The organism is Nocardia sp. NPDC046473 (assembly GCF_040645995.1).
In the GTDB taxonomy this organism is placed as follows: domain Bacteria; phylum Actinomycetota; class Actinomycetes; order Mycobacteriales; family Mycobacteriaceae; genus Nocardia.
Window position 1 is genome coordinate 959,227 of sequence record NZ_JBEYZJ010000002.1, and the last position, 22,831, is coordinate 982,057.

Below are 22,831 nucleotides of genomic sequence, written 5' to 3' on the forward strand. Positions count from 1 at the left end.
ATCGATCCCGCGGCGTCGGCGTCGGCCTTGTCCGACACACTCGCTGTTCGCTCTCACTCTGGCAAACGATGCTGCCATGTCATCCGTTCCCCTGGGTGCGGGAAGGTCACAGCATCGTCGCTATCCCGGCACCGGGATGGTCAGTCCGGGAAAAATTTCCACTTCCTTAGGTGTTGGTGGCGCGGGCGGGATGATGATCACCGGCTCCCGCGGCGGGCCGGGCGGCGGGTTCAGGATGTCGTAGGTGCCGCCGGACGGCTTGCTCGCCGACGGCGGCGTGCTCGCTGCGGCGGCGCCGGCCGCGGCGGGGAACTGTTCGACCGGGGTGCCGTCGAGGGCGCCGTCCATCACCTGCTTCCAGATGTCGGCGGGCAGGCCGGACCCGTAGATGTCGGTGCCGCGGGCCGTGCGGATCGGCTGGGACTGTTCGGTGCCGATCCAGACCGCGGTGGACAGCGAGGGGGTGAAGCCGATCATCCAGGCGTCCTTGTTCTGCTTGGACTCGCCGAGCTGGGTGGTGCCGGTCTTCGCCGCGGACGGCCGGCCACCGGAGAGGGCGTGTCCGTTGGAGTACGCGGCGATCGGCGTCATCGCCTGGGTGGTGTTGTCGGCGATCGCCTTGGGGATGCGCTGCTGGCCGTCGGGCAGCTGCTTGCCGGTGCGCTGCTCGGGCGCACCACGGTCGAGCAGCACCCGTCCGTCGCCGGTCACCACGCGCTGCACGAAATAGGGTTGGTGATAGACGCCGGACGCGCCGATCGTCCCGTACGCGGAGGCCATGTCGATCGGCCGAACAAGATACTGGCCCAGCACAATTCCGTTCAGCGGGCGCCCGCCGTCCTCGGTCAGCGTTTTGCCCGCGACACCCGGGATCTGCTCCGGAATGCCCGCCGCGTGCGCCGCGTCGGCGATGGCCTTGGGTCCGTCGAACATCGACATCGTCAGCCGGTAGAAGCTGGTGTTGAGCGAGCGCTTCAGCGCCTCGGCCATGGTGCACCGGCCGCACGACTCACCGTCCACATTGGTGATCTTGGTGCCGCGGTCGGTGACCGGGGAGCTGTCCAGCATGCGGTTCAGCGGAATGCTCTGCTGCTGCGCGGCGACCACCGCGAAGGGCTTGAACGCCGAACCGGTCTGTAGCGGCGCCTGAGCGTAGTCGTAGCCGATGCCGTCGGTGCCGCCGAAGTAGGCGCGCACCGCGCCGGACCGCGGGTCGATCGACACGATCGCGGCGCGCAGTTCGGGCGGCTGCCCGCCGAGCCGGTCGCGCACCGTGTCCAGCACGGACTGCTGCGCCTTCGCGTCGATCGTGGTGGTGATCTGCAGGGCGCCGGTGTCCAGCTCGTGTTCGCTGATGCCGGAGGATCGCAGTTCGCGGATCACCTGGGCGCGGATCAGGCCCTCGGGGCCGCGGGCCACGTTGTCGTCGGGGATCTCGTTGAGCGGGATGATCGCCGGGAACACCGTGGCGTCCCGGTTGCCCGGCGAGAGGACGCCCATTTCGACCATGCCGTCGAGCACGTACTTCCAGCGCGCGGTCAGGTCGGGCAGATGCGTTTCCGGGTCGAGGATCGACGGCGTGCGCACGAGCGCGGCCAGCACCGCGCCCTCGGCCAGGGTCAGCTGGTTCACCGGCTTGTTGAAGTAGGCCTTGCTCGCCGCGGCGATGCCGTAGGAGCCGCGGCCGTAATAGATGGTGTTGAGGTAAGCGGCGAGGATGTCGTCCTTGCTCCACTCCCGCGCCATCTTGGCCGAGATGACCAGCTCCCGCATTTTCCTGGTGAGCGTGCGCTCGGAGCCGAGGAAGGCGTTCTTCACGTACTGCTGGGTGATGGTGGAACCGCCGCCCGCGTTGTCCCGGCCGAGCAGGTTGTCGCGGGCGGCGCGCAGGAAGCCGGAGGTCGAGTAGCCGGGGTTGGTGTAGAAGTTACGGTCCTCCGCGGACAGCATCGCGTCGCGCACCGGCTGCGGCACCTCGGTCAGCGGGATCGGGCTCCGATTGCCGTTGGGCGGTACGACTTTGGCGATCACGGTACTGCCGTCGGAGGCGAGGACCGTGGCGATCTGATTGGTCTGTACCGAATCCGGATCGGGGATCTCGGCGCTCCAGTAGACGAGTACGAACAACAGTGCGGGCACCGCGCCGAAGATGATGAACAGGGCGAGCACCAAGCGCCGGAAGCGTTCCCCTCGGGTGCGCAGTGGACGATGCGGATCGGGCGTCGGCCGCGGGGGCTTGCGCTCTCGCGCCGAGCGAGCGTGTCGTTTTCGCGGTGGCGAGGTGTCGAGCTCATTGAAACCGGCGATCGACGTATAGGGCGCCGCTTCAGGTTTGGCTCTCGCACCGCGTCGCCGCTTACCGAGCGAACTCACGACAGCGCCTCGCTAGCGGTCGGCACCGTCGTGCGCTCGGGCGCACTGTGTTCTCGGTTCACTCGCTGGCGCTCGCTCACGATCATCTCCTCCCGGAGCGTCGGCCGAAACTCACCTGCACGAACAACGATCGGAAATGGGCCCCACGGGCACGACTTTACTCGCGCCGTGGGTGACCCGCGATGCTATCACCGGGCCGATGCGGCACATCGCAATTCCAGCTATTGCCGGAAAAACGTGCGCTGAGCGGTGTTTCTAGCTCTTGACGCCACCCGCGGTGAGGCCGGAGATGATGCGACGCTGGAACAGCAGCACCATGATGACCAGCGGGATCGACACCATCACGCCCGCGGCCATGATCGCGGCGTAGGGCTCGACCAGCGGGTCGTTGCCGGAGAAGCGGGCGACCGCGACGGTCACCGGTTCGGTGCTGCCGCTGGAAAGCAGTCGGGCCAACAGGTATTCGTTGACCGCGGCGATGAACGCGAGGATCGCGGTGGTGAAGACCGCAGGCGCCGCCAGCGGCAGCATCACCAGCCGGAACGCCTGCAGCTTGGTGGCGCCGTCGATCCGCGCGGCCTCCTCGAGTTCCCACGGGAGCTCGGCGAAGAACGAGGCCAGGATGTAGACGGTCATCGGCAGCACGAACGAGATGTTCGGGATGATCATCGCCTGGTACTTGCCGATCCAGCCGATATTGGTGAACAGCTGGAACAACGGCGTGACCAGCACGACCACCGGGAACATCGACGCGCTCAGGATCAGCCCGGACACCAGGTACTTGCCACGGAAGGTGAGTCGCGCCAAGGCGTATGCGGCCATCACACCGAGCACCAGCGCGACAACGGTGGTGGCCGAGCCGATGATCACGCTGTTGGCCAGCGCCTTGCCGAAGTTGTTGCCGCGACTGGTGTCGAACGCGTTGCGGAAGTTCTCGAAGGTGAGGTGCGTCGGCCAGGGCGTGCTGTCGAAGGTGTAGTCGGGATCGCGGAACGCGGTGACGGTCATCCAGTAGAACGGCCCGAGTCCCCACACAAGCACGATGGCCACACCGACGTACAGCCGTACCGACCGAAGCCGCTGCGTCCACGAAACGGCTTGTGCGGCAGGCTTTTCAGCAGTCCGAACCGACATCAGTGCGCCTCCCGCTGTTCTTCCTGAGTGCGGACTGCGTTGGCACCCAACACCTTCACCAGTACGAAGGCCACCGCGAAGATCATCAGGAAGGTGATCGTCGACAGTGCGGCCGCGCTGTTCGGACCCTGCCGGACCTGATCGACCACCAGGATGGAGATCACTCGGGTGGACGGGTTGCTGAGCGTCATGATCGCGGGCAGGTCGTACATGCGCAGCGCGTCCATCGTCCGGAACAGCACCGCGACCAGCAGGGCCGGCTTGAGCAGCGGCAGCGTGATCTGGGTGAACCGCTGCCAGGCCGAGGCGCCGTCGACCCTGGCCGCCTCGTACACGTCGGCCGGGATCACCTGCAGACCGGCCAGCAGCAGCAGCGCCATGAACGGTGTCGTCTTCCACACGTCGGCCGCGATCACCGCGAACCGTGCGGGCCACGCGTCGGACGTCCACAGGATGTGCGTGCCGAGTACCCGGTTCACCACCCCGTCGTACTGGAACATGAACTCCCACAACCGCGCCGTCACCGCGGTCGGGATGGCCCACGGAATCAGCACCGCGGCGCGCAGCAGCGCGCGTCCCTTGAACGTCTTGCCCATCACCATGGCGAAGCCGAGGCCGAGGGTGGCCTCCAGCGTCACCGTGATCACGGTGAAGAACAGCGTGACGCCGATCGCCAGCCAGAACTGCGAACCGAGGGTGCCGGTCGGGCAGCTGACCGTCTCACCGCCCGCCTGACACTGCTGCAGCAGCCAGTGCGTGTAGTTCGAGAAGCCCGCGCTGCCGCCCTCGACGAACATGCCCGTCGCCGGGTCGAGACCCGAATCCTGCTGGAACGACATCCACAGCGCCCGGATCACCGGGTAGCCGATGACTACGGCCAGCGCCAGCAGCACCGGCGTGACGAACAGCCAGGCTTTGCCGGAGCGCCGCATTTCCAAAGCCAGGGTCTCGCCGAGGCCACGCTTGCGTGGCAGGAACTCGTCACTCGGCACAGTGCTGGCCGCTCCCGAAGGATCCGACACCGTTTCTCTCTCCTACGGGTCTCGTCGGGTCCGTTGCGCTATCCGCCTACGATCCCGCGGTCTCGATGCCCTTCTGCATTCCGGTGATCGCGTCGTCGACGGACTTGGACTGCTTCAGCGCAGCATAAGCGTTGTCCTGGATGGCTTTCGACACCGCGGGGTAGAACGGCGTGACCGGACGCGGCACCGCGCTGGCGATGGAATCCTTGAGCGCGGGCAGGTACGGCATCTTCGCGATCAGCGCCGGGTCGTCGTACATCGAGGCGCGCACCGAGGGCAGCGCGCCCGAGGCGACGATGTGCTGGGCGTCCTCGCTGATCAGGAAGCGCAGGAAGTCCAGCGCGGTGGCCTTGTTCTTGGAGTACGAGCTGATCGCCGCGTTGTAGCCGCCGAGGGTGGACGCGCCGACGCCGTTCTCGCCGGGCAGCGGGGCGACACCGAACTTGTCCTTCACCGAGGACGCGTCGCCGCCGACGTCACCGTAGGTGGACGGCCAGGAACGCAGGAACATGAGCTTGCCCTGCGCGAACGCGTTGCTGCTCTCCGGCTCCTTGAAGGTGATCGCTTCCTGCGGGATGTTGCCGTCCTTGTAGGCGTCGACGAGGACCTTGAGTCCGGCCCGGGCCTGCGGGCTGTTCACGGTCGGGGTCTTGCCGTCGGCGCCGACGAAGCTGCCGCCGTAGGCGTTGATCGCCTCGGCCGCGTTCACGGTCAGGCCCTCGTACGGCGCGAACTGCCCGGCGTAGCAGCCGATGTTCTGCGCCTTGGCGATCGGGCACTGGGCCATCATTTCGGTCCAGGTCTTGGGCGGGTTCGGCACCAGGTCCTTGCGGTAGAACAGCAGGCCGCCGTTGGTGTTTCGGGGCGCGGCGTACAGCGTGTTGTTGTAGGTGGCGCTGGCGACCGGCGGGGAGAGCAGCGCGGAGGTGTCGATGGCGAAGGAATCCTTCAGCGGCTGGATCCAGCCCTTCGCGGCGAACTCGGCGGTCCACGGCACATCCAGGGCGACGACGTCGTAGGTGGACTGCTTGGACCGCATGTGCTCGACCAGGTCGTCGTACTGCTGCGAGGCGTCGTTCGACTGTTCCTTGAACGTCACCTGCTCGTCCGGGTGCGACGCGTTCCAGCGCTCGATGAGCTGCTTGACCGCACCGGTCTCGGTGGTGTCCTTGCCCTCGACGTAGGTGATCGGCCCACGCCCGCTGAGGTTCTGGCTCGTCGGACTCCCGCCGCTGTCGCTGGAGCAGGAGCTGGTGAACGTCGCCGTCAGCAGCGCGACCGAGACGGCCGCGAGCGCGGCCTTCGGTACGAGCGACGCTCGTAGGGACGACACCTTATTCACAGCCATCGCGGACACTCCAAGTCGATCGTGAGCATTAGCACACCCTGCCGGTTGCACAACGCAAGATACATGGTGTGAGAGTGACTCGCGGGATTGTGGCGGGAAGTCCTCGCTACTCTGGCGTGTGATGACATCGCCGAACCCGGTTCCCGAGCGGATGCTGACCCGCATCGGTGGGCTGCTGCGCCAGGCCGAATCGACCGATAACGAGCACGAGGCCGAGGCGTTTCTCGCCGCGGCCCAGCGGCTGGCGACCAGATCGTCCATCGATCTGACGGTGGCGCGTGCGCACATCGCGGGACGTGAGCGCAGGCCGACGCCGATTCAGCGGATCATCCCGATCGGCGAGCCGGGCAAGCGCGGATTGCGCACCTACGTCCAACTGTTCGTCGCCATCGCGCATGCCAACGATGTGCGCTGCGATGTCGCTCGCACCTCGACCCAGGTGTACGCCTACGGTTTCGATTCCGATATCGACACCTGCGAGGCGCTGTACGCCAGTCTGCTCGTGCAGATGGTGCGGGCGTCGGATCAGTACATCAAGTCCGGGCAGTACCGCTCGGCGACGGTGGAGAAGGTGGTCACCGAGAAGCGCTGGGGACGCAAGGTGCAACGACGGGTGCAGGCCCCGGTCGCCGGTGTCACGGCGCGGTTGAACTTCCAGATGGCGTTCGCCGCGCGGATCGGCCAGCGGCTGGCCGCGGTGAAGGCGGAGGTCGAAGCCGAGGTGGTGCCCGGCGACACTGCCGGAGCAAGCACCGCGCTCGCGTTGCGCAACAAGGAGATCGAGCTCACCGACTTCTACACCAGCACCTCCGAAGCGCGCGGGACCTGGCGCGGGCCGCAGGCTTCGGCCGGACATTCGGCGGCGGCGCGACGCGCGGGCGATCGTGCGGGTAAGGCGGCTCGGCTCGGCACCTCGCCCGAACTCGGTGCGGCGCGTGGGCAATTGACGACGCGGAAAGCTCGCGGTTCGAACAACGGGTCGGCGTGAGCGCTCCGTGCTTCCCGTACCGGACCGGTCGAGGCGGGGCTTCGGCGTGTCTCGCCACGGGCGCGCGGGCGAGCGCTGACTACGGTCGCGTACGCGCCGTTCGTGGACGATGCTCGTGAGCGTGCGTCAGCGGACGAACCGAAGTCACTGTGCGCGTTCGCGTATGGCGGAGTCGAGCGTTGAACAGGGGGAGTCGTGAGCGAGCGTCAGTGGGCGAACCCGAGGCACATTGCGCGCGTGATGGAGCCGGGTGCCGGCAAGGGGGAGTTGTGAGCGTGCGAGATACGCAGCGCGCCAAGGTGTACGACGCCGAGCAGTTGGTGCGTGGGATGTTCGATCGTGCCGACGAGCACGGCAGTCGCACCGTCGAGCTGTACGGTTCGCACATCACGCTGCCGATCGAACGACGCTTTGCCTCCGTGGACTCCGTGCAGAGTTATGCCGACAAGGTGCTGGCGCTCAATTGGGTTCGGGCCCAATGGGATCGCGCGGGCACGTCGGTCCGAGTCCGCTCGCGCGCCGGCGCGACCGCCGCCCACTACGAAGCCGCCGATGCCGTCCTCGCCGTGCCACTGCACACCGGCGGCACCGCGTGGGCGCTGCGCGAACTCGTGGTGCTGCACGAAATGGCGCATCATCTCGAGCCGAATCCCGGCTCGGTCGCACCGCACGGCCCCGAATTCTGCACCCGCTACCTGGAATTGGTCGACGGCATCATCGGCCCGGAGGCGGCGCTGGTGTTGCGCGCGACACTATTGGGGTGTGGTGTGCGGCTCGGGTAGTGCACCGGACCGATCTACGCGGTCAATATCGGAGCTGTAGCGGCCATTTCGGTGTGACAGTGACGAAAAATGTCCGCTCAGGCCGACTTCGGTGGTGCCTCGACCAGTCGCAGGACGCGCGCCAGCCGGTCTTCCCACCATGCGGTCCGGTCCGAGTCACGCTGCCGGTACTGGTCGGCAAGGGCAGGATCGGGTTGGGGTGGGGTTCTCGGCACGGGCAGGTACCCGTCGACAGGGCGCAGGGAATCGGTCACCAGGTCACCGGTGAGCAGCGACAATGTGCCCAGCCCGCAGGCGAAGTCGAGTTCGGGAAGCGTTCCGGCGAGGGCGAGTTGCGCGGCCAGGCCGACGCTGGTTTCCAGCGCCGAGGAGACCACGCAGGGGAGCCCGGCGGCTTCGGCCACGCGGAGTGCGCGGCGAACTCCGCCCAGCGGAGTGCATTTCAGCACCGCGATGTCGGCGGCACCCGCGACGGCTACCCGCAGCGGGTCCTCGGCGCGGCGGATGGACTCGTCGGCGGCGATTCGGACGTCGACGCGACGGCGAACCGCGGCCAGTTCCTCGATGGTCCGGCAGGGCTGTTCGACGTACTCCAAACCGCCTGCGGCCTTATCGATTCGGATGATGTGCGCGACGGCGGTCTGCACATCCCACACCGCGTTGGCGTCCACCCGAACAGCCCCGCTCGGTCCGAGCGCGTCCCGCACCGCCTCGACCCTGGCGAGATCCTCGGCGAGCGAATCGGGATGATCGGCGATCTTCACCTTCGCGGTGCCACACCCCGACCCCGCGACAATCGCGTGCGCTCGCTCCGGATCGACCGCAGGCACCGTGCAGTTGATCGGAATCCGATCGCGCACCGGCTCCGGCCAGCCCACCGTCACCTGCTCGAGCGCGGTGGCCAGCCACCCGGCCGCCTCCCGATCGTCGTATTCGGTGAACGGACAGAAGTCGCCCCACCCGAGCGGACCCCGGATCAGCATCCCCTCGCGCACGGTGATGCCACGGAATCGGGTGCGCATCGGGATCGCGTAGACGATGCTCTCAACAACGTGATCGGTCATCGTCGCCCAGCTTAACGGGCGCTGCCAGGTTCGGACTTCGACTCGGCAACGGTCACCTGACCAGCCGTTTGCCGAATTCTCCCCATACGGTCTGAGTAGTTTTGCGGTCCTGCGCGCGCCGCTCGGCCGCGATGCTGAGTCCATGACCTACTACCCGACAACGCAGCAGCAGTGGCAACAGCCGCAATCGCAGCAGCCCCAACAGCGGACCTGGGACCTGGTCCTCACCATCGTGCTGTACTCCTGCGCCGCACTGCTCGGCCTGCTCGCCGCCTACGCCACCTGCTTCTTCGCCTTCGCCGCCGACGCGTGCGGCACGAACAACTGCAACGACAGCTACCTCGGCGCCGCCTTCATCGTCTCCTGGGGCGGCACCGCCCTCGCCCTGGTCGGCTCCCTCGTGATGATCATCGTGGCCGGACTGAAACGCTGGCACATGTGGTACTGGCCGATCCTGGCCGCACTCCTCATCGTCGCCTCCTTCGCGGGCGGCGTAGCCCTGGCCTCCCAGGTCTACACAGGGTCCTGACCCGTCCCGCGCACGAATTGTGCCGCCACGCATGGAATCGTCAGCAAACTCGTGCGCGGCGAGCAATCTCATGCGCGCTCGCACCGGCCGCGCACGAATTGTGCCGCCCTGCGTGTGGAGCGGTCAGCAACTTGCGCAGCGCGACGCAGCGTGCGCGTCGCTGATCAACCGTGCCGCGCACGAATTGTGCCGCCGCGCGTGGAATCGTCAGCAATTTCGTGCGCGGCGAGCAATTCCGTGCGCGTGCTCGCACCTGCCACGCGTGGCACCGTCAGCAACGTGTGCACGACGCGAGACAGCGTGCGTGTCGCTGATCAAGGGTGCTGCGCATGAATTGTGGCGCTGCGAATGAGATGGTCGGCAGAGTTGTGCGCGGCAAGAGACTTCGTGCGCGGGCTGCGGGGTAGGTCCGCGCGGGTCATCCTGGGGTATGGCGTGGGAACGACCGCAGCGGTTGCCGGACCTTGTGCGCGCGGTACTCGGTTCGTTGATCACGGTCGCCTTCGCTTGGTTCATCGCGTCGTTCGTGCCGTTGTACGAGGTGGTGGCGCACGATGACGCGGATGGTGGGGCGTGGCGGTACCTGCCGGTGGCGCAGGTTGTGGGCTGGGGAGGGATTGTGGGGTCGGTGATCTGGGCGGTCACGGTGATGGTGCGGAAGGTGCGGGCGCGCAGGCCGATCGGGTGGACGCCGTTGATCGCGGTGCCGTTGATCATCGAATCGTGGGTGGCCGGGCTTCTGATCGCGGTGGTGCTGGCGTCGATCTGACGCGGCGCCCACCTCGCGATGGGCGCCGGGTCGGTTCGGGTCAGAGGCGTTCGAGAATCATGGCGTTCGACAAACCGCCTGCCTCACACATGGTTTGCAGGCCGTAGCGGGCGCCGCGGTCCTGCATGGCGTGCACAAGGGTGGTGGCCAGGCGGGAGCCGGAGGCGCCGAGCGGGTGGCCGATGGCGATGGCGCCGCCGTTGACGTTCACCTTGGCCAGGTCCGCACCGGTCTCCTGGGCCCAGGCGAGCACGACCGGCGAGAAGGCCTCGTTCACCTCGAACAGATCGATGTCGGAGATCTGGAGTCCCGCGCGCTGCAACACCTTTCGGGTCGCCGGGATCACCGCGGTGAGCATCAGCAGCGGGTCGTCGCCGACGACGGCGAAGCTGTGCAGCCGGGCCAGTGGCTTCAGCCCGAGTTCCTTCGCGCGTTCGCTCGTCATGATCAGCACCGCGGCGCTACCGTCGCTGACCTGGCTCGCGGTCGCGGCGGTGACCTCCCAGCCGATCTGCGGGAACCGGGCGGACATCGCCTCGTCGTAGAAGGCGGGGCGCAGCTTGGCGAGAGAGTCGAGGGTGCTGCCCACCCGGATACCCTCGTCGGTGCTCAGTCCGTTGATCGGCGCGAGCTCGTTGGCGAACAGGCCGTTCTTCGTTGCCAGCGCGGCCTTTTCGTGGCTGCCGAGCGCGAACTCGTCGAGCTGGGTGCGGGTCAGGCCCCACTTGGCGGCGATCAGTTCGGCGCTGATCCCTTGCGGCACCAGGCCTTCCGGATAGCGGGCGGCGAAGCCGACGCCGGAGACATCCTCGGACCCGATCAGGTTGGCGCCCATGGGGATCCGCCCCATCGATTCGACACCGGCGGCCACGACGATGTCGTAGGCCCCGGAGATCACGCCCTGGGCGGCGAAGTGGATCGCCTGCTGGCTACTGCCGCACTGCCGATCCACCGTGGTCGCGGGGACGGATTCGGGATACCCGGCGGCCAGCGCCGCGCGCCGGGTCATATTGGCGCCCTGCTCGCCGACCTGGGTGACGATGCCGCCGATCACGTCGTCGATCAGCACCGGATCGATGCCGCTGCGATCGACCACTTCGCGCAGGCTGTGTGCGAGCAGATCCACCGCGTTCACGTCATGCAGCGCGCCGTTCGGCTTGCCCTTGCCGATCGGGGTGCGTACCGCTTCGACAATTACCGCGTCTCTCATCGTGCTTCCTTTCGGACCGAGAACCGGGCGGCCTTGCCTGGCTCTATCAACACATAGTCAGGTTACACCTGACGATAGTCGAGACAAGTCAGCCGGGGTATGATGTTGGTCATGGCAGCAGTGATGGAAGGACCGTTGGCCGATCTGAGCTCGTGGCAGACCACGGATTGCTCGATCGCCAAGGCGATCGAGCTCGTCGGCACCCGCTCGACCGTGCTCATCCTGCGCGAGGCCTACTACGGCACCACCCGCTTCGACGGCTTCGCCCAACGCGTCGGCATCACCGACGCCGCGGCCGCCACCCAACTCCGCAAACTCACCGAAGCGGGCCTGCTCACCAAGCAGCCCTACCAGGAGCAGGGCAAACGCACCCGCCACGAATACATCCTCACCCCCAAGGGCCGCGACCTACTCCCCGTGGTCCTGGCCCTCATGCAATGGGGCGACACCTACCTCCAACCCGGCCCACCCCCACTCCTCCTCGTCGAAGAAGCCACCGGCTCCCCTGTCCGCGTCCAAGTCCGCAGCGACTCCGGCCACGAATTAACCCTCGAAGAACTAGGCATCCGCGTCAACGACGACTACCTGCACGCCCGCCGCACCCGCAAAGCCAAGCGCTGAAACGGTCATGCTGCTGGTCAGAGTTTGGTCGGGCATTGACGTCGAAGTTCGACAACTCGGCTGAGCCCCGAACACCAGTCACGAACCTCTGGGCTGATCGCGCCGAGCAGTGACACCAGGTTGGGTGTGGTGTGGCTGAGTGGCGTTCCAAGTCCGCAGTTGATCATCGATCGCATTGCGGAGCGCGACTTCGGCGATGGCGAGGACCTGCTGGAAGGCAGCGGACAGCTGGAGATTCCATTTGTAGAGTTCGAGTGCCTTGAAGGGATCGTTTCCGCAGCGCTTGGAGTAGGTAGCCAGCCGAACGGGATGTAGGTGTTTGTTGACGGCGACGATGGTCGCGTGCTTTGGCATACCTCGATCCCCCCCGCTATCATTTGGTTGCAGATACGAGGACAAGGTCCCTCGTAAACACATGGAGTTTCCCCCGCGGCAGCTAGGTCGCGGGGGTTCTTCGTTTTCAAGCGCAGTGGACGTCTACTCGCCCCATGAAATCGCTCTCCCCGTGGTTGCTGTCCTCAACGTATTCGGTGCTGAGGCCCCGCCGGATATGCGTCGCTCTAGCGTCGAGCGGTGCAAGGCAAGCTCATCGCAGCTCGTGATGTCACAGGTGTGGGGGCTGCTTCGTCTTCTGTGTGACGGCGGATTTACCGCGAGCGCGGAGGTTGGGAGCGGAAAGTGGTTGGTACGAAGGAAATTGCGCAGGGGGAGTTGGCGGAGAACGTAGGGACGGCCGATGCGCATCCGGCGAAATGGAAGTTCTGGGTGCTGACGCTGATTGGTCTCTACCCGATGCTCACCGTGCTGGTGACGGTGACGGCTCCGCTGGTGGAACCGCTGCCGACGCCGTTGCGGCTGGCGTGCATTCTGCCGGTGGCGGTGGGGGCGATGGTGTGGGTGATCATGCCGTTGCTGACCCGGTGCTTTGCCGGGTGGTTGGCGCGCTGACTCCGGAAATGACCGAGCCCGGTCCGTTGCGGACCGGGCTCGGTGGCTGGTGCTGACTGAGCGGGCTCAGTGCAGTCGGCGGCCGTCCTTGGCGGAGAAGAAGTAGGTGTGCTGCGGGTCGGTGGAGAGACTGACCCGGGTGCCCTTGGCGGGCGGGTTACGCCAATCCGCCCGCGCCACAATGGTTTCGCCGATGGCGTTGCCTTCGGAGGTGGTGCGGCCGTAGATGTAGGCGTCGGAGCCGAGCTCCTCGACCACGTCGACCTCCATCTCGATGCCGGAGCCGGCACCGTTGCCGAGCTCGAAATGCTCGGGGCGGATGCCGACCGACACCGAACCCTCGGCCGCGTCGATGACCGAGCGCGGCAGCGGCAGCACGTGGCCGCCGAGCGAGACGGAGCCGTCGGACACCGGAAGCGTGAACAGGTTCATCGCGGGCGAGCCCATGAAGCCTGCGACGAACACGTTGACCGGGTCCTGGTACAGGTCACGCGGCGTCGCGCACTGCTGCAGCAGACCATCTTTGAGCACCGCGACGCGATCGCCCATGGTCATCGCCTCGACCTGGTCGTGCGTGACGTACACGGTGGTGGTGCCGAGCCTGCGCTGCAGCTGCGCGATCTGGGTGCGGGTCTGCACGCGCAGCTTCGCGTCCAGGTTGGACAGCGGCTCGTCCATCAGGAACACGTGCGGCTGGCGCACGATCGCCCGGCCCATCGCGACGCGCTGACGCTGACCGCCGGACAACGCCTTCGGCTTGCGATCCAGGTACGGCTCCAGGTCGAGCAGCTGCGCCGCCTCGAGCACCCGCTTCTGCGTCTCCGCCTTGGCGACCTTGGCGAGCTTCAGCGCGAAGCCCATGTTCTCCGCGACGGTCATGTGCGGATAGAGCGCGTAGTTCTGGAACACCATCGCGATATCGCGTTCCTTGGGCTCGGCGTGCGTCACATCCTTGGCGCCGATCAGGATGCGCCCGTCGCTGACCTCCTCCAGGCCGGCGAGCATGCGCAGCGAGGTCGATTTACCGCAGCCCGACGGGCCGACGAGAACCAGGAATTCGCCGTCTTCGATTTCCAGATTCAACTGGTCGACAGCGGGTTTGGTGGAGCCAGGGTAGAGGCGAGTAGCGCCATCGAAGGTCACTGTGGCCATGACAAAATCACATCCCATCCCGGCAGGAACGTGCCGGACGATCCGAGTAAGGGTTGACCGGCGACATTACTAGATCTGCTCGATTCACGCTCGAAATGCTCGAGTTCGCGCGCGAAGTGCGGATGGCGCAACGGCGTTCGGCTGCGAATCGGTTTGTCGAGAGGCCCGGCCGGATACCGTCCGCGCCGGTAGCCTCGATCGGGGGAACCAATCCGAGCGACGAGGAGCGAGGCATGAGCGAGCGAATCATGGACACAGCCCCTCCGGGTATGCCGGAGCCGAGCGGTAGCGAGGCGCAGGCATGACCCGAGCGGTTCGTATCGGAGTTCAACTGCAGCCGCAGCACGCGCCCGAGTACGGACTGATTCGCGACGCCGTACTGCGGGCCGAGGACGCGGGTGTCGACGTCGTCTTCAACTGGGACCACTTCTACCCGCTCAGCGGCGATCCCGACGGCGCCCACTTCGAATGCTGGACCATGCTCGGCGCCTTCGCCGAGCAGACCGAGCGGGTGGAGATCGGCGCGCTGGTCACCGGTGGCGGCTACCGCAACCCGGACCTGCTCGCCGACATGGCGCGCACGGTGGACCACATCAGCGAGGGCCGCCTCATCCTCGGCCTCGGCGCGGGTTGGTTCGAGAAGGACTACGACGAATACGGCTACGAATTCGGCACGCCGGGCACCAGGCTCGCGCTGCTGAAGGAGAACATGGCTCGGCTCAGCGCCCGCCTGAAGAAGCTGAACCCGCAGCCGACCCGCGAGATCCCGATTCTGATCGGCGGCGGTGGCGAGAAGAAGACGCTGCGCCTGGTCGCCGAGTACGCGCACATGTGGCACACGTTCGCCGACCTCGACTCGCTCGCGCGCAAGAACAAGGTGCTCGCCGAGCATTGCGCCGCCGTCGGCACCGACGAGTCGCGGATCGAGCGCTCGGTGCAGTGGCCGGGCATCGAGAAGGCGTCGGCTCTCGTCGAGGCCGGTGTTTCGCTGTTCACCATCGGTGTCAGCGGCCCGGGCTACGACCTGAGCGAGGTCGAGCGAGCGATCCGCTGGCGCGACGAGGTGAATCCCGAGCAGGTCAGCGGGCTCGCCTAGCCGTGCTTTGCTGGCTCGCGGCGAGGCGGCGCGCACCTGCAATGTGATGCCGGATCCGGCCTGACTCGGATTGCCGACTGGGGCCGCCCCCCGTGACGCCGAATTCGGATCACGCTGATCCGAACTCTGTCGCCGCTGGTCCGACTTGTCGCATTCCAGGTGACGCAACGTCGGCGGCGGGGTAGCTGCGAGTTAACACTTGGACGCGGCTAGGGTTGCTCATCATGGCTGGTCTGCCCGCTGTGCGGTCTCGTGCGTTGATCGCCGTGATATTGCTTGCTGTCGGTCTCGCGGCCACGGCGTGTGGTTCCGGCTCCGATGATGCGTCCTCGGAGCGCAACCTGTGTTCCCCGCCGGGGGTGAGTGCGGCGTCGGCCGCGCCGACCAACCTGGCCTCCGCGCAGACCGCGGGCGCGGACAAATACACGACGGCGAGCACCGCGCCGGTGTCCTCGATCGACACCTCGAAGCTCGGGCTGATCACGCCGGGCAAGCTGAGCGTCGGCACGCTGTCGGACGCGCCGCCGAGTATCTGCGTGAACGGCAAGGGCGCCTTCACCGGCTTCGACAACGAACTGCTGCGGGCGATCGCCACGAAACTCGGCCTGCAGGTGGAGTTCTCGGGCACCGAGTTCGCCGGGCTGCTCGCCCAGGTGGCGGGCAACCGCTTCGACGTCGGCTCGTCGAGCATCACCACCACCGACGCGCGCAGGCAGCTGGTCGGCTTCACCAACGGCTACGACTTCGGCTACTTCTCCCTCGTCGCCCCCAATGCCAGTGGCATCAAAGGCTTTTCGGACCTGAACCGCGGCACCAGGATCGCGGTGGTGCAGGGCACGGTGCAGGACGAGTACGTGATCAACACGCTGCACCTGGATCCGGTGAAGTTCCCCGACTACAACACCGCCTACGCCAACCTCAAGTCCGGCCAGGTCGACGCCTGGGTGGCGCCGTCGGCGCAGGCCGAGGGCGCGATCAAGCCGGGTGACGGAACGGCGGTGGTGCAGAACACCTTCAGCCTGGACAACTTCGTCGGCTGGGCGGTGTCGAAGAACAACCAACCGTTGACCGACGCGCTCAACAGCGGCCTCGACGCGGTGATCGCGGACGGCACCTACGCCAAGCTCTACAGCGACTGGGTGCCGCGGGAACTGCCGCCGGGCTGGAAGCCGGGTTCCAAGGCGGCGCAACTGCCGCAACTGCCGGACTTCGCCGCCATTGCCGCGGAACACAAACCGGCCGACACCACGGTGGTCGCGCCGAAATCCACGCTGCAGCAACTGAAGGACACGTTCTTCGACTGGTCCTTGTACCGCAAGGCATTTCCCGACCTTTTCAAGACCGGCTTGCCGAATACCCTGATCCTCGCGGTGGTTTCGGGTGTCCTCGGCACCATCCTCGGCATGCTGCTCGCGGTGGCGGGCATCGCCCGGACCCGCTGGCTGCGCTGGCCCGCCCGCGTCTACACCGACATCTTCCGCGGCCTGCCCGCCGTGGTGATCATCCTGTTGATCGGCCTCGGCATCGGCCCGGTGGTCCGCAACGTGACCGGTAGCAACCCGTACTGGCTCGGCGCGGTAGCGCTGGCATTGCTGGCCTCGGCCTACATCGGCGAGATCTTCCGTTCCGGCATCCAGTCCGTCGAAGCAGGTCAGCTGGAAGCGGCCCGCGCCATCGGCTTCGGCTACCGGCAGGCAATGACGCTGGTGGTGATTCCGCAGGGCGTCCGGCGGGTGCTGCCCGCGCTGATGAACCAGTTCATCGCGCTGATCAAGGACTCGTCGCTGATCTACTTCCTCGGCCTGCTCGCCACCCAGCGCGAGCTGTTCGCGGTCGGTCGCGACCTCAACGCGCAGACCGGCAACCTGTCCCCGCTGGTGGCCGCAGGCCTGGTCTACCTGCTGTTGACCATCCCGCTCACCCACCTGGTGAACTACATCGACCGCCGCATGCGCACCGGCAGGCCGGATCGGCCGATCGACCCGGTCGACGCCGCCACGATCACGGAAGGGCGCGGATAAACATGAGCGAGCGCAGCGAGCGAATCGAAAACACAGCGCCCGGAGGCGATCAGGCCGGAACCGAGCGCCAGCGAGGTGGAGGACTGAGTGCCTCCCTTACCGGAACCAATTTGCACCTGAAGCTCGGGCACAACCACATCCTTCGTGGCATCGACATCCACGTCGACGCGGGCAAGACCACCACGGTCATCGGCCCGTCCGGCTCGGGCAAGTCCACGCTGCTGCGCGTGCTCAACCGGCTGCACGAGCCGGACCAGGGCGATGTGCTGCTCGACGGCAAGTCGGTGCTCACCGAGGACCCGGACAGGCTGCGTCAGCGCATCGGCATGGTGTTCCAGCATTTCAACCTGTTCCCGCACAAGAGTGTCGCCGACAATGTCTCGCTCGGCCCGCGCAAGCTGCGTGGACTGTCCAAGGACGAGGCGCGCGCCGTGGCGGCGGAGCAGCTGGAGATCGTCGGGCTGTCCGACAAGCTGGACTCGCGGCCGGCGAACCTGTCCGGTGGGCAGCAGCAGCGGGTCGCCATCGCCCGCGCGCTGGCGATGAAGCCGGAGGTGATGTTCTTCGACGAGGCCACCTCGGCGCTGGACCCGGAGCTGGTCAAGGGCGTACTCGCGCTGATGGCCGATCTGGCCTCGGGCGGCATGTCGATGATCGTGGTGACCCACGAAATGGGTTTCGCCCGCACGGTTTCCGACAGCGTCGTCTTCATGGACGAGGGGCAGGTGGTGGAGACCGGCACGCCCGACGCGCTGTTCGACAATGCGGAGACCGCACGCCTGCAGCGCTTCCTTTCCCAGGTGCTGTAGCGCACCCTCGGCTAACTCCATTGATGCGCATCTGTTAATGTGTCTGCGCTCACATATCCATCTGTCCACGCTTGGAAAGAGGGAGATCTGATGACAACGGCACATATGCAGCACACCGCGCACGATCACGCGCACGGCCCGGGTTGCGGGCATGCGGTGATCGAGCACGGTGATCACGTCGATTACGCGCACGACGGTCACCTGCACCGCGAACACGACGGCCACTACGACGAGTGCGAGCCGCAGGGCCACACCGAACACACCGATCACGCGCACGAGCACGGCCCCGACTGCGGCCACGACACCGTCCAGCACGGCGATCACGTCGACTACGTCCACGACGGCCACCGCCACGCCGCACACGATGGGCATTACGACGAGCACTGAGCAGGAGCCCACGCTCGCGAAACGCGCCAACTGATTTCGCGAGCACATGGGTAACTCACCGGGGACGGGCAAGCCCAGCCCCCGGCTCTCCCGGCAGCCGCCAACGTTAAGATTGCGGCACACAAGTCTGGCCTGAATACGCGGAGAGGCGGGGGAGGTCCGTGATCGAGGCAATCAAGATTCCCACCGCTGCCGGGACGTTCGATGCGTTGTCCAGCGGGGAGGCCGGGGGACGGGAAGTCATGCTGCTGCACGGCTTTCCGGAGGCGGCCATCGAGTGGGAGTTCCAGCTGCAGGCGCTCGGTGGTGGTGGGTGCCACGTGGTAGCACCTGATCAGCGGGGGTATTCGCCCGGTGTGCGGCCGGACCAGGTCGCCGACTATCGGCTCGACGAATTGGTCGGCGACCTCGTCGCGATCGCCGACGAATTGGGTTGGCAGCGCTTCGATCTGGTCGGGCACGACTGGGGGGCTTATGTCGGGTGGGCGGCAGCGGCGGACCTCCCGGAACGGATCCGCAGCTTCACCGCGGTGTCGCTGCCGCATCCCGCCGCGTTCCTGCGGGCGATGATCGAGGACGAGGATCAAGCGCAACGGTCGCAATACTTTTCGCTGCTGCGCAAGCCGCGGGTGGCCGAGCGGGCGTTGCTCATGGACGAGGGGGCCGGACTTCGGAAGATCTTCGAGTGGAAGATCCCGGAGGAACGCATCGACGAATACGTCCATCGTCTTTCGCAGCCGGAGGCGCTGACGGCGGCCCTGAATTGGTACCGGGCGATGCACCTGTCCGGGCCGACCGGTCCGGTCTCGGTGCCGACGCTGTACGTGTGGAGCACCGAGGACAGCTCCATCGGCTCCACCGCGGCCCTGGCCACCGAGCAGCACGTGACCGGACCGTATCGATTCGAAATGCTCGAGGAAGTGTCGCATTGGATCCCCGAGCAGGCGCCCGAGGAATTGACCCGCCTGATCATGCAGCACCTGCTCGCGCACCGCACCTAACGCGGTCGTTCGCCTGACACAGCACCGCCGGGGGTGAATTGTGGACTGCAAGGTCTACGCACCGGAGGCGAGTTCATGGACGTCAAAGAAATCAACCGCGCAACCATCACCCAATTCCGCGCGGGCGGCGAGATCGAGGGCATGCACCGCGAAAGACTCGTGCTGCTCACCACGACCGGCCGCCGCACCGGCAAACCACACACCACGCCGATGATGTTCCACCTCGACGGCGACCGCCTGCTGGTCATCGCCTCGAACATCGGCGCCCCGACGCATCCGGATTGGTATCAGAATCTGGTGAGCAACCCCGAGGTGTCCGTCGAAGTCGGCGACGACGAATACGCCGCCCTCGCCACCCCGCTCACCGGCGCCGAACGCGACCACATGTGGACCATGTTGAAGCAGCTCTATCCGTTTTTCGCCGACCACGAAAGCAAAACCGACCGGACAATTCCGATCGTTGCGCTAACAAGACGGTGAAACTCCGATCCAAAAGGGCAGGCCGCTCCGAATGCGGTGCATGCCCAACACGAACACACGCAATCTCCACGAGCTCTCCGCCGACATCACCGCCGTTGTCCGCGATGTAATAGCGACCGGCGAGGACGCCGTCATCACCGACGACGGCACCGAAGTGGCGGTCATCATGTCGATGGCCGACTACGACCGCCTGCACCTGTACGCCGAACTGGCGGACGCGGCGCGACCCGGCTACGCGGGCGCGACCGAATTCCGGGCGATGTCCATCTCGGAGATGCTCGATGTGCTCGGCGTGCACCCCACGGTGGACCGCGGGCTCCGTGGCTGACTCAGGCGCACAGGGTGGCGAACGCCGACCACAGCAGCGGCGAATGCTCGATGGTGCGTTCGGTGCGCCAGGCGTGCAGGCGCTCGCGTTGCCAGGTGGCGAGCGCGGCGACCGGGTCCGGCTGTTCGTGCGCGGCGTCGATGGCGCAGATGGCCTGGTGCAGCGGGTGGGCGTCCGGTGGCGCGCCCGCGATGCGGTGGAAGGCGAGGTCGGTGGGCAACGGCCAACGGCTGGCCGTCACCAGCTCGGCGCCGCCGTTGATCATGGCCGCGGTCAGCCCGAGCGCCTCGGTGAAGCGCAGGTCGCCGCCGCTCTCGCAGGCGATCAAGGCGACTCGGCTCGGAATGGGCCAAAGGTCCTGGCCATCAGCGGGTTCCGGGGCGAGGGTGTGTGTGCCGAGGAGAAAGTCCTTGGCGGACAATGGGCGATGGGCGCGGGTGGGGATGGCGAAGCCGAGTGTGTCCGCGGTGCAGGCCAGGTGGAGTTCGGCGTGCTCGCTCTGGCCGGATTCGGGTGGCGCGGCGGTGACGTGGCCGACGTAGATCAGGCGGCTCGCGCCGTCGCGTAGCGCTGTGCTCAGCCAGGTGCGGTCGATATCGGTCCGGCGGAAGGCCTCCGTCGGGTCGAGCACCGCTGGCCGCAGGCGGTCCTGTGCCGCGTACTCGGCGAACCGTTGGGTGAGTGGGGCATTCGCGGGCATGCGGCCGAGCACCGAGCCGAGGATCGAGTCGGCACGAAAACCGGGAATGCGCGGATCCAGCACGGCGACAACGGGTGCGTGGTGCGTCGCGGACCAGGTGCGCGCGATGCGGCCCGGCGCGTGCACGATGCTGGCCGGTGCGAGCAGGCTGACGTCGGCGATGTCGATCAGCCGGACCTCCGGGCCGGGAGCGATGATCTCCCACGGCACCTGCGCTACCCGCGGTGACGGTTGCAGCCGGATGTGCGGGCGGATGCCGCGTTGGTACAGCTCGTACAGCTGGGCGGCCAGCGCTTGGGGCAACAACGCACGGGAAAGCGTCTGGGCGACAAGGTATTCGGTGTCGAGATCGGCGAAGGCCCCGGTGGTCATGGCGCGTTCGAGCCCGCCCGGTTCGGCCGGATGCGGGAGGGCGTCGGACAGTCGCCGCACGGCCTCCAGTACCGGTTCGCCCGGCAGCATCGCAGCACCCCGTGGCGCGGAGTCCCCGACCCAACGCCAGGACATGTACACGTCGCTCGCGTCCGCCATGCGCACCAAAACTGTTGGCTGTTCTTGCGTCATACGGTCAGTACCCGGCTGTCTCGGATCACTCGGCCGTAGCGCTGTTCGGCGGCGGCGATAAAGGGAGCCAGCGCGATTCGGCCCTCGGCGGCCAGTGCGAGGCGTGGTGGTGGGGCGACCGGCAGGCCCGCGCTGGCCGCGACTTCGGCGAGCGCCGCGCCCAGCTGGAGCGCGGTGGCGCCCGGACGTTCGGCGAGATCGGCTGGGAGATCGAGGAGTTCGAGCGGCAGCCGGATCGCGCTGCGGTCTTCGGATCTATCGATGTTCAAGGTGGTTCCCGCACACTGTGTTTCGATCAGGTCGGCGAGCAGCAGCCCGTTGCCGGACAGGTAGGCGAAGCGGAAGGCCAATCGCATGGCGGGGTCGGCGATCTGGCGGTTCCACTGGTCGCGCTGGTTGCCGTTGGGCAGGGTGTAGCGCACCGCGTCGATGGCCAGTGCGGCCGGGACGGCGATGTCGACCGCTTGGGCGAGTAGTTCGGGCGAGTCTTCGACGGCGCCTTCCAGCAGCGTCGCATGCCAGTAATCGAGCTGGGCACAGTGCAATCCGAGGCCTCGTTCGGCGTACGCGTCGAAGGCCTCGGCGAGCAACGCCTCGCACTCCTCGTACCGACCACTCTTGAACGCCACCGTGGACAGGCGCATGCGCAGGTCGGCGGCATCCAGCACCGCACCGGATTCGACGAAGTAGGCCAGGCTGCGGCGGTACAGCTCTTGCGCCTGCGCGAGATCGTCGCGACCCTCGGCGAGGAAAGCCAGTGCCTTGAGCCCGATTCCGGCGCGGTAGCCGAGCCCGGCCTGTTCGAAGTACCGCTGGCTCGCCCGCAGTGGCGCTTCGGCCTCGTCGAGGCGATCGGTGCGGACCAGCATGGTGGCGAGGTTCTGCTGGGTCTCGGCGACGGCGTTGCGGTCGCCCGCCGCATCGAACGCGGCGAGCGCCTGCTGGGCGAAGTCGACCGCGAGGTCGCGGCGGCCGGTCTCGAAATACGTTGCGGCCAGGTTCATCAGCGGATGCCCGGCCAGCTGTGGCGCGAACCGCCAGGCCGCGTCCAGGGATTCGGTGGCGAGCTCGGCGGCGTACGCCCAGTGCTGGCGGTGCAGGGCGACGGCGGTCAACGACAGCAGGCAGGCCACCCGGAGCACGCCCTGATCGGTGTCGTCGGCGAGCAACTCCCGTGCCTGCTCCAACGCATCCTGGGCCGCGTCGAGCTCGCCGAGGTGCTGCAGCGCCTGCGACATGTTGACCAGTGCGTTGGGGCGCAGTCGCGGGGCGTCCTCGGGCATGGCGGCGAGCGCCTCGCGGTACAGGCCGAGCGATCTGGCGTGATCGCCGAGTTCGTCCGCCATGCTCGCTGCGTTGACGATGGCGCCGATGCGGACGCCGCCGGTGGTGTTGCGGGCGGCGTCCTCGAAGATGCGCAGAGCTCCGGCGGTGTCGCCGCGGGTGTAGGCGTCGGCGCCCGCGGCGAGCAAGGAGCGGCCGTCGTCGGGTGTTTCGTCGGTCAT

The 22,831-nt window shown here is 67.1% G+C and carries 23 protein-coding genes; 13 read left to right on the forward strand and 10 right to left on the reverse strand.

What is annotated here, in order from left to right:
• Positions 1-120 precede the first annotated feature (120 nt).
• The 4 genes from ABZ942_RS09835 to ABZ942_RS09850 all read right to left on the reverse strand — a co-directional run bounded on the left by ABZ942_RS09835 (position 121) and on the right by ABZ942_RS09850 (position 5,877).
• Positions 121-2,373: a transglycosylase domain-containing protein gene (locus ABZ942_RS09835; protein ID WP_357380297.1), complete on the reverse strand. Its 2,253-nt coding sequence runs from the start codon at positions 2,371-2,373 to the stop codon at positions 121-123.
• A gap of 255 nt (positions 2,374-2,628) precedes the next feature.
• Positions 2,629-3,507: a carbohydrate ABC transporter permease gene (locus ABZ942_RS09840; RefSeq protein WP_357380298.1), complete on the reverse strand. Its 879-nt coding sequence runs from the start codon at positions 3,505-3,507 to the stop codon at positions 2,629-2,631.
• Positions 3,507-4,439 (reverse strand): sugar ABC transporter permease, encoded by a 933-nt coding sequence (locus ABZ942_RS09845; protein WP_357380390.1) that lies wholly within the window; start codon positions 4,437-4,439, stop codon positions 3,507-3,509. The genes ABZ942_RS09840 and ABZ942_RS09845 overlap by 1 nt, the downstream gene beginning before the upstream one ends.
• Before the next feature lie 136 nt (positions 4,440-4,575).
• Positions 4,576-5,877, reverse strand: a complete 1,302-nt coding sequence (locus ABZ942_RS09850; protein WP_357380299.1) for an ABC transporter substrate-binding protein — start codon at positions 5,875-5,877, stop codon at positions 4,576-4,578.
• Between the two features lie 121 nt (positions 5,878-5,998).
• Here ABZ942_RS09850 and ABZ942_RS09855 point away from each other — a divergent pair, with 121 nt between their 5' ends.
• On the forward strand, positions 5,999-6,865 hold the full coding sequence (locus ABZ942_RS09855) for a DUF2786 domain-containing protein (protein ID WP_357380300.1): 867 nt from the start codon (positions 5,999-6,001) through the stop codon (positions 6,863-6,865).
• 269 nt (positions 6,866-7,134) lie between these two features.
• Positions 7,135-7,647 carry a TIGR04338 family metallohydrolase gene (locus tag ABZ942_RS09860; protein ID WP_357380301.1) on the forward strand — a complete coding sequence of 171 codons (513 nt, stop codon included), beginning with the start codon at positions 7,135-7,137 and terminating at the stop codon, positions 7,645-7,647.
• A 77-nt stretch (positions 7,648-7,724) separates the two neighbouring features.
• On the opposite strand, the gene ABZ942_RS09865 is transcribed toward ABZ942_RS09860, so the two are convergent.
• Positions 7,725-8,711, reverse strand: coding sequence for an o-succinylbenzoate synthase (locus tag ABZ942_RS09865; RefSeq protein WP_357380302.1), 987 nt, complete (start codon positions 8,709-8,711; stop codon positions 7,725-7,727).
• Positions 8,712-8,853: 142 nt separating this feature from the next.
• Here ABZ942_RS09865 and ABZ942_RS09870 point away from each other — a divergent pair, with 142 nt between their 5' ends.
• Both ABZ942_RS09870 and ABZ942_RS09875 read left to right on the forward strand, forming a co-directional pair.
• Entirely contained in the window at positions 8,854-9,240 is a 387-nt protein-coding gene (locus tag ABZ942_RS09870) for a hypothetical protein (RefSeq protein WP_357380303.1), read from the forward strand.
• A 430-nt stretch (positions 9,241-9,670) separates the two neighbouring features.
• Positions 9,671-10,009: a hypothetical protein gene (locus tag ABZ942_RS09875; protein WP_357380304.1), complete on the forward strand. Its 339-nt coding sequence runs from the start codon at positions 9,671-9,673 to the stop codon at positions 10,007-10,009.
• A 40-nt stretch (positions 10,010-10,049) separates the two neighbouring features.
• Here ABZ942_RS09875 and ABZ942_RS09880 read toward each other — a convergent pair whose 3' ends face one another.
• Complete coding sequence (locus tag ABZ942_RS09880) at positions 10,050-11,219, reverse strand: thiolase family protein (protein ID WP_357380305.1); 1,170 nt, start codon at positions 11,217-11,219, stop codon at positions 10,050-10,052.
• A gap of 111 nt (positions 11,220-11,330) precedes the next feature.
• On the opposite strand from ABZ942_RS09880, the gene ABZ942_RS09885 reads away from it, so the two are divergent.
• Entirely contained in the window at positions 11,331-11,840 is a 510-nt protein-coding gene (locus ABZ942_RS09885) for a helix-turn-helix domain-containing protein (protein WP_357380306.1), read from the forward strand.
• Between the two features lie 78 nt (positions 11,841-11,918).
• On the opposite strand, the gene ABZ942_RS09890 is transcribed toward ABZ942_RS09885, so the two are convergent.
• Positions 11,919-12,194 carry a hypothetical protein gene (locus ABZ942_RS09890; protein ID WP_357380307.1) on the reverse strand — a complete coding sequence of 92 codons (276 nt, stop codon included), beginning with the start codon at positions 12,192-12,194 and terminating at the stop codon, positions 11,919-11,921.
• Between the two features lie 324 nt (positions 12,195-12,518).
• Here ABZ942_RS09890 and ABZ942_RS09895 point away from each other — a divergent pair, with 324 nt between their 5' ends.
• The gene (locus ABZ942_RS09895; protein ID WP_357380308.1) at positions 12,519-12,788 is read left to right on the forward strand and encodes a hypothetical protein; all 270 of its coding nucleotides are present in this window, start codon (positions 12,519-12,521) and stop codon (positions 12,786-12,788) included.
• 66 nt (positions 12,789-12,854) lie between these two features.
• Here the strand turns inward: ABZ942_RS09895 and ugpC are convergent, their stop codons facing one another.
• Positions 12,855-13,940, reverse strand: a complete 1,086-nt coding sequence (gene ugpC / locus ABZ942_RS09900; protein ID WP_357380309.1) for a sn-glycerol-3-phosphate ABC transporter ATP-binding protein UgpC — start codon at positions 13,938-13,940, stop codon at positions 12,855-12,857.
• Positions 13,941-14,241: 301 nt separating this feature from the next.
• Between ugpC and ABZ942_RS09905 the strand changes: the two genes are divergently transcribed.
• From ABZ942_RS09905 to ABZ942_RS09935, 7 genes are all read left to right on the forward strand, one after another.
• Positions 14,242-15,036: an LLM class F420-dependent oxidoreductase gene (locus tag ABZ942_RS09905; protein WP_357380310.1), complete on the forward strand. Its 795-nt coding sequence runs from the start codon at positions 14,242-14,244 to the stop codon at positions 15,034-15,036.
• Positions 15,037-15,260: 224 nt separating this feature from the next.
• Entirely contained in the window at positions 15,261-17,057 is a 1,797-nt protein-coding gene (locus ABZ942_RS09910) for an ABC transporter substrate-binding protein/permease (RefSeq protein WP_357380311.1), read from the forward strand.
• 83 nt (positions 17,058-17,140) lie between these two features.
• Entirely contained in the window at positions 17,141-17,866 is a 726-nt protein-coding gene (locus tag ABZ942_RS09915) for an amino acid ABC transporter ATP-binding protein (RefSeq protein ID WP_357380391.1), read from the forward strand.
• Between the two features lie 90 nt (positions 17,867-17,956).
• Positions 17,957-18,253, forward strand: coding sequence for a hypothetical protein (locus ABZ942_RS09920; protein ID WP_357380312.1), 297 nt, complete (start codon positions 17,957-17,959; stop codon positions 18,251-18,253).
• Between the two features lie 161 nt (positions 18,254-18,414).
• Entirely contained in the window at positions 18,415-19,254 is an 840-nt protein-coding gene (locus tag ABZ942_RS09925; protein WP_357380313.1) for an alpha/beta hydrolase, read from the forward strand.
• 75 nt (positions 19,255-19,329) lie between these two features.
• Entirely contained in the window at positions 19,330-19,734 is a 405-nt protein-coding gene (locus ABZ942_RS09930; protein ID WP_357380314.1) for a nitroreductase family deazaflavin-dependent oxidoreductase, read from the forward strand.
• Positions 19,735-19,774: 40 nt separating this feature from the next.
• Positions 19,775-20,062, forward strand: coding sequence for a type II toxin-antitoxin system Phd/YefM family antitoxin (locus tag ABZ942_RS09935; RefSeq protein WP_150400283.1), 288 nt, complete (start codon positions 19,775-19,777; stop codon positions 20,060-20,062).
• Position 20,063: 1 nt separating this feature from the next.
• On the opposite strand, the gene ABZ942_RS09940 is transcribed toward ABZ942_RS09935, so the two are convergent.
• Positions 20,064-21,326 (reverse strand): CHAT domain-containing protein, encoded by a 1,263-nt coding sequence (locus ABZ942_RS09940; RefSeq protein WP_357380315.1) that lies wholly within the window; start codon positions 21,324-21,326, stop codon positions 20,064-20,066.
• Complete coding sequence (locus tag ABZ942_RS09945; RefSeq protein WP_357380316.1) at positions 21,323-22,831, reverse strand: tetratricopeptide repeat protein; 1,509 nt, start codon at positions 22,829-22,831, stop codon at positions 21,323-21,325. The genes ABZ942_RS09940 and ABZ942_RS09945 overlap by 4 nt, the downstream gene beginning before the upstream one ends.

Coding starts and splice junctions, on each gene's coding strand:
- ABZ942_RS09875 (WP_357380304.1), top strand. CDS start 9,671: ATGGCGTGGGAACGACCGCAGCGGTTGCCGGACCTTGTGCGCGCGGTA.
- ABZ942_RS09870 (WP_357380303.1), top strand. CDS start 8,854: ATGACCTACTACCCGACAACGCAGCAGCAGTGGCAACAGCCGCAATCG.
- ABZ942_RS09910 (WP_357380311.1), top strand. CDS start 15,261: ATGGCTGGTCTGCCCGCTGTGCGGTCTCGTGCGTTGATCGCCGTGATA.
- ugpC (WP_357380309.1), bottom strand. CDS start 13,940: ATGGCCACAGTGACCTTCGATGGCGCTACTCGCCTCTACCCTGGCTCC.
- ABZ942_RS09945 (WP_357380316.1), bottom strand. CDS start 22,831: ATGACCGACGAAACACCCGACGACGGCCGCTCCTTGCTCGCCGCGGGC.
- ABZ942_RS09940 (WP_357380315.1), bottom strand. CDS start 21,326: ATGACGCAAGAACAGCCAACAGTTTTGGTGCGCATGGCGGACGCGAGC.
- ABZ942_RS09905 (WP_357380310.1), top strand. CDS start 14,242: ATGACCCGAGCGGTTCGTATCGGAGTTCAACTGCAGCCGCAGCACGCG.
- ABZ942_RS09930 (WP_357380314.1), top strand. CDS start 19,330: ATGGACGTCAAAGAAATCAACCGCGCAACCATCACCCAATTCCGCGCG.
- ABZ942_RS09885 (WP_357380306.1), top strand. CDS start 11,331: ATGGCAGCAGTGATGGAAGGACCGTTGGCCGATCTGAGCTCGTGGCAG.
- ABZ942_RS09880 (WP_357380305.1), bottom strand. CDS start 11,219: ATGAGAGACGCGGTAATTGTCGAAGCGGTACGCACCCCGATCGGCAAG.
- ABZ942_RS09920 (WP_357380312.1), top strand. CDS start 17,957: ATGACAACGGCACATATGCAGCACACCGCGCACGATCACGCGCACGGC.
- ABZ942_RS09890 (WP_357380307.1), bottom strand. CDS start 12,194: ATGCCAAAGCACGCGACCATCGTCGCCGTCAACAAACACCTACATCCC.
- ABZ942_RS09935 (WP_150400283.1), top strand. CDS start 19,775: ATGCCCAACACGAACACACGCAATCTCCACGAGCTCTCCGCCGACATC.
- ABZ942_RS09865 (WP_357380302.1), bottom strand. CDS start 8,711: ATGACCGATCACGTTGTTGAGAGCATCGTCTACGCGATCCCGATGCGC.
- ABZ942_RS09840 (WP_357380298.1), bottom strand. CDS start 3,507: ATGTCGGTTCGGACTGCTGAAAAGCCTGCCGCACAAGCCGTTTCGTGG.
- ABZ942_RS09850 (WP_357380299.1), bottom strand. CDS start 5,877: ATGGCTGTGAATAAGGTGTCGTCCCTACGAGCGTCGCTCGTACCGAAG.
- ABZ942_RS09855 (WP_357380300.1), top strand. CDS start 5,999: ATGACATCGCCGAACCCGGTTCCCGAGCGGATGCTGACCCGCATCGGT.
- ABZ942_RS09845 (WP_357380390.1), bottom strand. CDS start 4,439: ATGCGGCGCTCCGGCAAAGCCTGGCTGTTCGTCACGCCGGTGCTGCTG.